Here is an 11,350-nt window from a genome sequence, read left to right as displayed (position 1 = left end):
GGTTTCGACGGTTTCGACGGTAGCTAAATGCTGTTTATAAAATTTTTCAATTGCTGCAGTCTGATATTGAAGCTTACCAGACTGATTTTTAATAATTTTTATTCTAATTAATTCATCTACTAAAAGCTGAGCATATTTTTCTTCCACTTTTAAATTGGCTTTAAGCGAGTTGATTAAAGTTTCTACTTTTGCAGGCTTAGAAAAGTTACTTCTCACTAAATTGGAGCAGTATTGAAAAATCAGTTTTTGAATGTCTATTTCTGCTTTTATTTGCTGAGCAATATTTGGATTGACTAATGGTTTAGCTGAAATAACTTTAGCCTGAAATTTGGCAATTTTAAGTAAGTCCGCCACATATTCCATAGAAAAGTCATTCGACATAATCTCGAAGCAAACTTCAGAGCTTTTATATTGGGTAGAAAGCTGTCCAGCAATAAAACATAGGCCAAAATCAGCAGCGTCTTTACCTATTTTAGGCATCTTCAGGACTTTTAGTTTTCCTGCACTGATTGCAGGTGCAAGCCTGACGACACCATCCAGACTAAACCCCATGGGCGTTTTGGCATAGACCAGATAAACATATTGATATTGGGCAAGATATTGAAGGAGCTCTGTTTCAGTTTTAGGTAAGTTTTCAATATCCAATAACAGTATTTTTTTCATATGCCCTCATGAGATTATTCTAATTTAGAAACATCTCATGACTATATAACACTTCGTGACCATTCCAATAAATATATCCTTTTTCAATCAACTCTTTAAGTAAAAGACGGACATCGGATTTTGGAAATAACTGCTCGAGCAAATCACGTAATTCATAAATATCTTTAGGCTTATTTCCCTGTAATTCGCGCAGCTTGCGTGCAACTTCGAGCTGTACCGGATCAATTTTATTAAAGTTTTTGAACAGACCTTGCTGGGCAGACTGGATTGGAGATTGAGCAGGTTCAACAACAGGCTCTTCAGGATTAAGCTTCGAGATCACCTGATCCAAAGCAGGTTTTTCAGCGGATACATGTTCATTGAGATCTAGCTGCACCCACTGTTTCAGCACTTTTTTACGGAAACTGATCTGCTCATCATAGCGTTTGACTATTTTCAGATTAATCAGCATGCCAACTACATGCTGGGCTTTGCCTGGTAAAACTTGCAGAATATTGGTGACAGAATTTTTTAAGGTTTCGAGCGTGGTCGGTTTACCACTCATCTTGCCGAGCGCATCACAATATTTTTTCACCAGCTGCAAAGCCGGTTTAGCTTTAATGGCTTCAATACTTGGCAACTGGATTTTAGGTTTATCTTGTGTCCCTGTGGATGCATCCTCTGGCAGCACCTGAATCAGGCTGCAATCAATATCTGAAGCCTGTAGCATCTGCATTAGGATTTCACTGCTATCCATCGCTGAAATCAGCTCAACATGAGTATCTGCTTCAAGCAAAGCCATCAGCTGGCCCACAATCACAGCATATTCATATTCCTTATGCTCTGCTTCCGGGACATCCAGAATGATAATTTGTCCACTGCTGATCCAGCTGGCCAACTCAGTCAGTTCTTCTAAAGCAAACTCGAATTTTCCGGCACAGTTAAACAGATACAAGGTCGGATAATGTTCAACAATGTCACGTAACAGTTTAGCTGTAGGAAAGTTATTTTCGAGATCAAGAAGGACGACTTTTTGGCGCATAAGGCAAGATTAAAAACTGAGCTAGAAAAATACTATTAGAGTAGGAAGTGTGTGAAAGGTCAAATAGTTTCCATCTTCCATGACGATATTTAGATTTTAAAGATCATCTTGGACAGAATAAAAGTAGCGACTTGGTTTAAGTCTATCGAGCTTCATCTGTTTAAAAGAAAACCCTCGCGACTGGAGGGCTTTTTTTTGCTTTCTTTCTTTAAAATTATTTGTAAATTAATAATGCGGTGGACGGTTGGTGACCGGATCAAAAGCATCAATCCCTTCGGACAAATCTGCAGACTCAACACGTTGATATAACAACTGCATTTGTTTTTTTAAATCGGCAATTTCCAGATTTTGGCGAGTGACCTGCTGATTCAGCTGTTCAACTAAATCATCTAAAAATGCAATTCGCACTTGCAAATCTTCAATGGGTGCGGAAAATGACGCCTGATCATTTAGATTTTGTTGTTTAGTCATTTTAAGTCCTCATTTGGGATTTCAGGAAACATTAACATTATGGCCTATATTACTTTAAGGGATGTCCAACTGGCATTTGGCGGACCTGCCTTGCTCGACGGCGCCAACTTTAATTTGGAACGCGGTGAACGAGTATGTTTGATTGGCCGTAATGGTGAGGGTAAGTCTACCTTACTTAAACTGATTGAAGGAAGTTTACTCCCGGATAGTGGTGAAGTTTCGTTACAAAATGGCATCACCATTTCCATGCTGGCCCAAGACGTGCCGATGGATTCCGGCAAAGTTGCAGATATTGTCGCCGACGGTGCTGGTGAAGCTTCAGAAGTATTACGTGCCTACCATGAAGCCAGTGAAGCTTGCGTGCTGGGCGATATGGAAGCCTGTGACCGCATGGGACATTTGCAGCATCAGATGGATCAGCTGGATGGCTGGGCGTTAGAAACCAAAGTCAACTCAATCCTAAGTAAGATGGGACTAGATCCGGAAGCAGATCTTGCTGATTTATCTGGTGGCCGTAAACGCCGCGTTCTGTTGGCACGTGCCCTGCTCACCCAACCGGATGTGCTGTTACTCGACGAACCAACGAACCATCTGGATGTCGAAAGTATCGAATGGCTGGAAAAGTTCCTGCTCGAGCAGAATAACCTGACCTTACTGTTTATTTCGCATGACCGTGCCTTTGTGGACAGTATTGCGACCCGGATTGTCGAGCTCGACCGTGGTATTTTGCGTAGCTATGAAGGCAACTATTCACGTTACCTCGACCTAAAAGCTCAGCAACTGGAAGCAGAAGAAAAGCAAAATGCTCTGTTCGAGAAAAAACTGGCTGAAGAAGAAGCCTGGATTCGTCAAGGCATTAAAGCGCGCCGTACCCGTAATGAAGGTCGTGTCCGTGCTCTGAAAGAATTGCGTGAAGAGTCTAAAGCACGCCGCTTCCAGCAAGGCAAAGTCAACATGTCGACTCAGGAAGCACAGCGTTCAGGTAAAGTGGTGTTCGAGATTGAACATCTCAGTGTGAAGTTTGGTGACAATGCACCGATCATCAATGACTTCTCGGCGCTGGTAATGCGTGGCGATCGGATCGGTCTGGTGGGTGATAATGGTGTCGGTAAAACTACACTAATCAAAGCCATTCTGGGAGAAATCGAGCATGGCGGTACAGTCAAAACCGGTACCCAGTTGGAAATTGCGTATTTTGACCAGCTACGTAATGTGCTGGATCTGGAAAAATCAGTTAAAGATAACGTTTCGGAAGGTTCAGATCATGTCGATGTAAATGGCCAACGTCGTCATATCTATAGCTATTTACAAGACTTCCTGTTCTCCCCAGAACGTGCCCGTACGCCAGTTAAAGCCCTTTCAGGTGGTGAACGCAACCGTATTCTGCTCGCCAAACTATTACTGAAACCATCCAACCTGATCGTGATGGACGAACCGACCAACGATCTGGATATGGTGACGCTGGAACTGCTGGAAGAAATGCTGGCGGAATACAAAGGCACTCTGCTACTGATCTCGCATGACCGTGCTTTTATGGACAACGTCGTCACATCGACTTGGGTCTTTGATGGCAAAGGCAATATTGATGAATATGTCGGTGGCTATCAGGATTATCTGGAGCAGCGTCCGGATCAAACTGTGGTTGACCAGAAAATGGCAGTCAAAAAAGCTCAGGCCAAAGCTGAAGCAGCGGTTACACCTCTAGCATCGGCTCCGAAGAAAAAACTTAGCTATAAAGATCAGCGTGAACTGGAAATGTTACCGGCTGAAATTGAAGCACTGGAAAAAGAACAAGCTGAACTTTCCGATAAACTGGCGGATGGCTCGTGGTTTGTCACAGATGCAGCAGCAGCGACCAAGGCTTCTGAACGTTTAGGCGAAATTGATGAGATTTTGCTAGAAAAAATGGAACGTTGGGACGAACTGGAAAATATGACCAAAGGTTAATCTTTAAATCGCCTAGTCACTAAGCATCTGTATTCGTACAGGTGCTTTTTTAATTTGCAGTTTTTTATTTCAAAAAGCTCTTCTGCTACACTGCTGACATCTTTGATTTCAAATATTGAATTTATGAGTCGAACGCCAGAATACCAACCCGGTGAATTTCAATGGTCATTCCTGTTACCCCAATACTGGGGTATCTGGGTGGGTATTGTATTTCTGATGATTCTGGCCATCTTACCTTGGGCGATTCAGCATCGTCTGGCACGTCTACTCGGCCAGATGGCATTTAAATATTTGAAATCTCGCCGTGAAACCACGCTTCGCAATCTGGAAGTCTGTTTCCCGGAATGGTCAGCTCAAGAAGTTCAGGACAATGCCCGTATGGTCTTTATTGACCAGATGCTCGGTGTATTTGAGACCTTGAATGCCTGGTATTGCCCAAAATGGTTTAAAGGCCGGGTACAAATTGAAGGGCTGGAACATATCCAGCAGGCTCAGGCAGAAGGTAAAGGGGCTTTATTGCTCGGCACCCACTCGACTTTGCTAGATGCCGGCGGTTATTTATGTGCACAGTATTTTGAGCCAGATGTGGTGTATCGACCACAAAATAATCCCCTGCTTGATATGCTGATTTACCGTTGCCGTGCCACCATTTATGCCAACCAGATTGACCATGATGATATGCGTGGGCTGGTGCGTAACCTGAAAAATGGCCATGCCATCTGGTACAGTCCGGATCAGGATTTTGGTTTAAAACAGGGTGTAATGGCGCCCTTTTTTGGGGTACCTGCAGCCACAGTCACTGCACATCGTCGCTTATTGAAAATGACCAAGGCCGCTGCCATTCCACTCTATTTTTACCGGACTGGCGATATTAAAGATCCACGTTACTGTGTGTTGATCGAGCCTGCGGTAGAGAACTTGCCAAGTGCGGATGAAGTCGACGATGCAACCCGGGTAAATCTGATTATTGAACGCCAGTTGCGCCTTGCACCAACGCAATATATGTGGTTCCACCGTCGCTTTAAGACCCGTCCTGAAGGCTATGATAAAATCTATTAAAAACTAGAAAAAATATGAATGGTATTATTGGCAAGACAACTCAATGATCCGTTCCTTGATAAATCCACATCGCTTCTGTATGCCCTGCACGCTCAAAACCTAGAGCTTTATAAAATTCAGTGGCATGCTAATCAGCCACCAGAATTTTCTGATGAAATCCTGAATAACGTTGCAGCATTTCTTGCATGATCAGACGACCAATAACCTGTCGCTGCACCTCCGGGTGAACCAATAAATGTGGGAAATACACCACCAGATAACCATTTGAAATCGCATTTCCCAAGCCGACCAGCCGACCGTTGATACGTGCCGTCACCAGACTATAAGAATGCTGTAAAGCCTTTAAAAGCAATTGAGGTTTTTCTGCAGCTGACCATTGATTGACAAGATAGAGCTGTAGCACTTCGAATTCATTGACTGAATCATGATCGGAAATCATAACTTCCATTCAGGTAATATCCATTTTTTAATTTAAATTTTATTTTAATAATTAATTATAATAAAAAATAAGCCAAAAATAATTTAACCCGGGTTCTACATCCTGTAAAACCCGGGTTAATGAGGTTGTGCTTTCATATGTTATAATTGCTTCTTCGTTGTTGTGATTTCCCTTTCAGCATCATTTCCATGATGTTTTCATTCAGCTTCGTCTTCCTTATGAGAATATCCTTTCTCGACTCCCTGTGCTGATGAGCTTAGAATACGTGGATTCCTCTGTACTGCCCATTCGCAAGAAGCGGAAACTGCTGTAAGCAATATCGTACACTTTTCAGCTAAAACTATAAGAATTTCTCCTTATTCTTATAAGCCATCGCAATCTTATCAGTGACCTTTTTCTCTTCTTTCTCTGCCTTTTCAATTCCTTCCTGAATGGCTTCTTTGGCTTCCTGATCATCCTGATCCGTTTCTTCCAGCGCTTCCTGATGATGCTCAAATACCCGCCCAGTTTGTAATACCAGATAAACCGGAAAATGATCTGATCCGACATGTTTTAAGCGCTCCATATGCACCAGAGCGAAATCGGTGCTGTGAAACACATGGTCAAGCGACCAGCGCAATAAGGGATAATCGGCATGAAAAGTATTCACATAACGTCGGCCGACACGCGGATCCAGCAAACCACTAATACGCTGAAATAAACGTGTCGTGCGTGACCAGGCCACATCATTCAGATCTCCCATTACAATGCAGCTTTCATCCAGATCCTTAATCTGATCCCCTACAATCAGCAGTTCCGCATCACGTAAGGTTGAATCTTTGGCTTCAGTTGGGCTTGGAGGTTTCGGATGCAGACAATAAAGCTGTACCGGCTGTCCGGAACGTAACAAGACCTTGGTATGAATCGAGGGAATTTCATCGCTCAAAATAAATTTAACCTCAGTCTCACTCAGCTCAAGTTTGCTGTACAGGTGCATGCCATACAGATTATCCAAAGGTACGGGTACCCGATAGGGATAATCTGGCTCAATGACAGCCAATGCATCCTGCCATGCCTGATCGGTTTCCAACGTTAAGACCAAGTCTGGCTGATGGGTCTGGATCTGTTCAATCAGTAAATGATATTTAGTATTGGTCGTAAGGACATTAGAGACAATCAGAGAAATCTGACGATCCGGATCCAGCTGATCCTGCTTGACCTGCTTGACCTGTTTTTTCCAGACAAAGGTATAAGGCAAGACCATTTTCAGCTGATACGCCAAAGCAGCGATCAAGCCAACAAAAAGCAGCTGATTAAAGGCTGTCCAAGGATGATCGACCAGGAGAAAAAGACCAAAGGCAATGAAGCCCAAAACCAGAATCTGTAAACGTGGAAAATCTGCACCACGAATCCACCATTCATCTCGGGGAATCAGCGACCAGAAACTTAACCAGATGACCACGATTGCCATGATCTGGATAAACCCTACCATAAGATACACTCTTTACTAAGTTATTATTTTTTCTAAAAGAAGAATTGCTTTATCAATTTTGTATGTATCATAAAGCAGATATTTCGCTCAAGAATATTGATGTTTTGATTGTGTAGCTCTTGCAGTCACGTCCCTTTTTGATACACTCGAATCCCTTTTGATTTTTTAACGCACCGAGGCAAAGTGACATGAAAGTAGGTCTGGTCGGTTGGCGCGGGATGGTGGGTTCCGTCCTTATGCAACGTATGGTTGAAGAGAATGATTTTGCTCATTTTGAGCCATTCTATTTTTCTACCAGTAATGCGGGTGGTGAAGCTCCTGCATTTGGTGGTAAGACTGCCCCAGCACTTATGGATGCAACAGACATTAACAGTCTGAAGCAAATGGATGTCATTATTACCTGTCAAGGTGGCGATTACACCACTGAAGTTTTCCCAAAAATCAAAGCTGAAGGCTGGGATGGCTACTGGATTGATGCAGCCTCTACCCTGCGTATGGATGATGAAGCAATCATCGTACTTGATCCGGTGAACATGCATGTGATCAAAGACGGTCTGGTCAAAGGCACCAAAACTTTCGTGGGCGGTAACTGTACTGTTTCCCTGATGTTGATGGGCTTAGGTGGTCTATTCCAGAACAATCTGGTGGAATGGGCAACTTCCATGACTTATCAGGCAGCTTCGGGTGCAGGCGCGCAAAACATGCGTGAGCTGATTACTGGTATGGGTTATTTATATAACAATACCAAAGATTTGCTAGATGATCCGCGTTCTCCAATTCTGGACATTGATTCTAAAATTGCTGAATTGCAACGTGGTGAAGGCTTCCCGTCTGCAAACTTCGGTGTACCTTTAGCGGGTTCTCTGATTCCATACATCGACAAGCAGCTGGAAAGCGGCCAGTCTAAAGAAGAATGGAAAGGTCAGGCTGAAACCAACAAGATCCTGGGTAACCAGCAGATCGTACCGATTGATGGCCACTGTGTTCGTATCGGCGCAATGCGTTGTCACTCTCAGGCATTAACGCTGAAACTTCGTAAAGACGTTCCACTGGATGAGATCGAAGATATCATTGCAAATGCAAATGACTGGTCTAAAGTTGTGCCAAACACTCGTGAAGCATCAATGACTGATCTAACTCCTGTTGCAGTCACTGGCACATTAACTGTACCTGTGGGTCGTCTGCGTAAACTGAACATGGGTAAAGAATACTTAGGTGCATTCACAGTCGGTGACCAGTTGCTTTGGGGTGCTGCAGAACCTTTACGTCGTATGCTGCGCATCTTGATTGACTATAAAAACTTTTAAGTTTCCGTCAGGAAATAAAGCACGAAGCCGATCTTTATTGATCGGCTTTTTTGTGTAACTATTGCGTAAGTATTTTACAAAAAACAAACATCCCGTTAATCTATAATTTTCGCTATGCGATAATGACTGAGCTCACAGATGACTGTATATAACAAATTAAAGCTTGCCATTTTAGCCATTGTTGCTTCACAAAATATCTATGCGATTAATGTAGATTCGGTACAAATCCAGTCTGCACCTGGGGAATTGCTTTATGCGGAAATGAATTTCCGTCAATCAGATATTAACTTGCCCATTGAGGTAAGTTTAGCCTCGCCAGAAGACCTGATTTCTATGGGTGCATCGCATCAGCCACCGGGTCATTTAAATTTTTTCACCCGTCGCAACAGTAATGGTACTGGGGTTATTACCATTACCTCCTCGCGCCCGGTCACTGATCGTGAATTAAATATCATTGTCAAAATCAAGGAAGGCAATGCAGCACGCCTACAGCATATCCGTACTGCATTAAGACCTAAAACTGATTTGTTACAGGCCAGCCTGAAACAGAATGAACAGCCACTCGCGCCTGTCGTAGTCGTGAGTGAAAAAGATATTGCCCTGAACTTACCGGTGAGTACGCGCTATACCAATGCACAATCCAAACCAACCACCCCGTTTGTGGCAGAAAAACCGTTAGCCTTACAAAACACAGCACCTCCTGCATTATCAGCCAGCTCGATTCCTAAAACAGCGTTAGCTGCTGTGACCCATGAGCCGACATCGAGTATTGCAGCTCAAGTCACAAGCCCAACAAAACTTAATACTGAAACTGCGGTAGCAGCGACAAGTCATAGTTCACAGCAAGCTGGCAATGTAAACACTGCGCCAGTGAATACTTCATCCAAAGCAGCTCACGCGACTGCGGCTCAAGCAGATGCAACGTCAAACTTACAGGCTGCAGCGACAAAAATTCAGGCTGAAACAAAACCAGCTGAAATTACAATAGATCCAACAAATAAAAATGCAGCCTCAGCGCAAGTTTCTGCACCGACAAGCACTGAAAACCAGATGGTGTCCAGTGATCCACTTGTCAAAAAATATGCAGAACAACAGGTTCGCAAGCAGGCGGCATCCAGCACTGCACAGGACAAACCAAATTTAGCGACTAAAACTCAGGCACAGCCGGCAGCCATCAAACAAAGCACCTCAACCCAGATCAAGCCGACGTATGTGGTACAGTCAAATGAGTCGCTTTGGGGCATTGCTTCGAGGATTGCCAATGAACAGCAACGTCCAGTGAGTGAGGTCATGCAGCAGATCAAGCGTGAGAATGAACATGCTTTTATTGGGGGCGATGCCAACCGCTTGCGTAAAGGTGCAGCGCTTAATTTAGCGACCATTCATACTGCGAAAACTCCGATCCAGGCCTCAGCAATTAAGTCTGCTCAAGCACCCTCCAAACCTGCTGCAAAAACCAAATATCGTCTGAATGAGGCAGAAATGAGCCTGGTTGCCGAGAATCAGCGTGATTCCGGCCAGGTTTCTGCCAACTCAAACACAAAAGAAAATCGAACTTCGAAAGAGTTGTCATTAAAAGTTATGACAGCCCGTGAAAAAACCGTTAAATTACAGAGAAACGTAACTGAACTAGAATTGGTACTCAATCAGAAGGATCACAGAATTCAATTATTAAATGCTCGTCTTGCCCAGCTGCAACAACAGCTTAAAGCACAACAGGCAGATAAAAAGCCAATTAATTAAAAAGTTACACATGACGATTTATTGGGATAGGCGAACTTAATGACTCTATCCCCAAGGGGTAAAACATGCTGATTTATGTGATTCCATTAGTGATATTGATCATCGTATTAATTGTCATAAAAAAACGACAAGATGCTCAAGAATCAGATAAAGCAAAAACTAAAACTGTAAAAGCGAAAAAACCTGGCGCTGCGTCAAAATCCACTTCCCAAAGAACCAAAGTGGTCGAGCCAGCCGGAGTCGTTAAAAAATCAGCAACGCCTCTATCAGCAGAGACACGCAAGAAAATTGAAGGTCTGATTCAGGAACGTAATTTCTTTGCAGCTGAAGCGCAAATCAATCAGGCACTGAATCGCGATAATTCTCAACATGAGTTGTATTTACTGCTACTCGACATTCATATCCTGCAAAAAGATGAATTTGCGATTTCACAGCTGATTAACCATGTTCGCTCTCTGGAACTGGAAGATATTCTGGCTCAGGCTGAGGTCAAAAAGCGTGAGTTTGAAAACTCTTCGGTCGCTGTTCAGGATACTATTGATTTCCCAAGTGCTCAGCCACAAACCCCTCCTGTACAGGAAAGCAAACCTTCTACAGATGCCTTTGCAGACCTGGTTGCCGCCCCCGCTTCAAACGAACAGGCATTTGATGCATTACAACAGGAACTGCAACCGAGTAAACCAGCTGCTGTAGCGGAACCAGTACCTGATATCCAACCCTTAGAGTTCAACTTTGAACCGAAGATTCCAGCGGCTGAGCCAGTAAAAACGGAAGAAGTTCCGCCTGTATCAGATAATTCAGTTGAATTTGATCTTCAGATGAATACTGCTGAAACCCAGACTGCTCCAACAGCAGCAACTGAGTCAGCACCGGTTCTGGATTTTAAGCTTGAGCTTGAACCATCTATATCCTTAAAAACAGAATCAGCGCCTGCAACAACAGAAGAAATCCAGCCTTTAGATTTCTCTTTCTCTTTAGACACTCCAATACCTGCAGCAGAAAAAACAGCCGAACCTGCGACTGAGTTTGACCTGTCTAGCCTCGATATTGCAATGCCTGCAACTGAAACGCCTGCTGCGACTGAAACATCTGGACTAGATTTTAAACTTGATAATGTCGAAGCTGTAAAAGAGGCTCCTGTTTCTACAGGGGTGAATTTTGAGATTCCGACAGCGCCAGTAACTACAGCAATCGATCAACATGATCCATTGGTGCAGTCTTTCCCTGAG

10 protein-coding genes are annotated in these 11,350 nt (G+C 43.5%); 5 read left to right on the top strand and 5 right to left on the bottom strand.

Features of this window, described 5'->3' with window-relative positions:
• The 3 genes from B4J23_RS07110 to B4J23_RS07100 all read right to left on the bottom strand — a co-directional run.
• On the bottom strand, positions 1–663 hold a 663-nt coding region (locus tag B4J23_RS07110; RefSeq protein ID WP_291359597.1), incomplete at its 3' end, for a PIN domain-containing protein.
• A gap of 19 nt (positions 664–682) precedes the next feature.
• Complete coding sequence (locus B4J23_RS07105; RefSeq protein WP_291359595.1) at positions 683–1,684, bottom strand: hypothetical protein; 1,002 nt, start codon at positions 1,682–1,684, stop codon at positions 683–685.
• A 225-nt stretch (positions 1,685–1,909) separates the two neighbouring features.
• Positions 1,910–2,155 (bottom strand): SlyX family protein, encoded by a 246-nt coding sequence (locus B4J23_RS07100; RefSeq protein ID WP_004781873.1) that lies wholly within the window; start codon positions 2,153–2,155, stop codon positions 1,910–1,912.
• Between the two features lie 39 nt (positions 2,156–2,194).
• Here B4J23_RS07100 and B4J23_RS07095 point away from each other — a divergent pair, with 39 nt between their 5' ends.
• Together B4J23_RS07095 and B4J23_RS07090 are read left to right on the top strand one after the other, a co-directional pair.
• Complete coding sequence (locus B4J23_RS07095) at positions 2,195–4,102, top strand: ATP-binding cassette domain-containing protein (RefSeq protein ID WP_291359592.1); 1,908 nt, start codon at positions 2,195–2,197, stop codon at positions 4,100–4,102.
• A gap of 123 nt (positions 4,103–4,225) precedes the next feature.
• Complete coding sequence (locus B4J23_RS07090; RefSeq protein WP_291359590.1) at positions 4,226–5,161, top strand: lauroyl acyltransferase; 936 nt, start codon at positions 4,226–4,228, stop codon at positions 5,159–5,161.
• Between the two features lie 127 nt (positions 5,162–5,288).
• Here B4J23_RS07090 and B4J23_RS07085 read toward each other — a convergent pair whose 3' ends face one another.
• Entirely contained in the window at positions 5,289–5,609 is a 321-nt protein-coding gene (locus B4J23_RS07085; protein WP_291359588.1) for a GNAT family N-acetyltransferase, read from the bottom strand.
• Between the two features lie 331 nt (positions 5,610–5,940).
• Positions 5,941–7,071, bottom strand: a complete 1,131-nt coding sequence (locus B4J23_RS07080; protein ID WP_291359586.1) for an endonuclease/exonuclease/phosphatase family protein — start codon at positions 7,069–7,071, stop codon at positions 5,941–5,943.
• A 188-nt stretch (positions 7,072–7,259) separates the two neighbouring features.
• Between B4J23_RS07080 and asd the strand changes: the two genes are divergently transcribed.
• The 3 genes from asd to B4J23_RS07065 form a co-directional block, all read left to right on the top strand.
• Positions 7,260–8,378: an aspartate-semialdehyde dehydrogenase gene (gene asd / locus B4J23_RS07075; RefSeq protein WP_291359584.1), complete on the top strand. Its 1,119-nt coding sequence runs from the start codon at positions 7,260–7,262 to the stop codon at positions 8,376–8,378.
• Positions 8,379–8,516: 138 nt separating this feature from the next.
• On the top strand, positions 8,517–10,121 hold the full coding sequence (locus tag B4J23_RS07070) for a hypothetical protein (RefSeq protein ID WP_291359583.1): 1,605 nt from the start codon (positions 8,517–8,519) through the stop codon (positions 10,119–10,121).
• A gap of 65 nt (positions 10,122–10,186) precedes the next feature.
• A partial coding sequence (locus B4J23_RS07065; protein WP_291359582.1) for a fimbrial protein FimV occupies positions 10,187–11,350 on the top strand: 1,164 nt, incomplete at its 3' end.

Source organism: Acinetobacter sp. UBA3025, assembly GCF_002367915.1.
Taxonomy (GTDB): Bacteria; Pseudomonadota; Gammaproteobacteria; order Pseudomonadales; family Moraxellaceae; genus Acinetobacter.
Note: the sequence above shows the minus strand (reverse complement) of the source record. Positions and strands in the feature narration are given on the sequence as shown.

Excerpts from the sequence above, each read along its gene's own strand:
- B4J23_RS07080 (WP_291359586.1), bottom strand. The coding sequence starts at position 7,071 with ATGGTAGGGTTTATCCAGATCATGGCAATCGTGGTCATCTGGTTAAGT.
- B4J23_RS07090 (WP_291359590.1), top strand. The coding sequence starts at position 4,226 with ATGAGTCGAACGCCAGAATACCAACCCGGTGAATTTCAATGGTCATTC.
- B4J23_RS07085 (WP_291359588.1), bottom strand. The coding sequence starts at position 5,609 with ATGGAAGTTATGATTTCCGATCATGATTCAGTCAATGAATTCGAAGTG.
- B4J23_RS07100 (WP_004781873.1), bottom strand. The coding sequence starts at position 2,155 with ATGACTAAACAACAAAATCTAAATGATCAGGCGTCATTTTCCGCACCC.
- asd (WP_291359584.1), top strand. The coding sequence starts at position 7,260 with ATGAAAGTAGGTCTGGTCGGTTGGCGCGGGATGGTGGGTTCCGTCCTT.
- B4J23_RS07105 (WP_291359595.1), bottom strand. The coding sequence starts at position 1,684 with ATGCGCCAAAAAGTCGTCCTTCTTGATCTCGAAAATAACTTTCCTACA.
- B4J23_RS07095 (WP_291359592.1), top strand. The coding sequence starts at position 2,195 with ATGGCCTATATTACTTTAAGGGATGTCCAACTGGCATTTGGCGGACCT.
- B4J23_RS07070 (WP_291359583.1), top strand. The coding sequence starts at position 8,517 with ATGACTGTATATAACAAATTAAAGCTTGCCATTTTAGCCATTGTTGCT.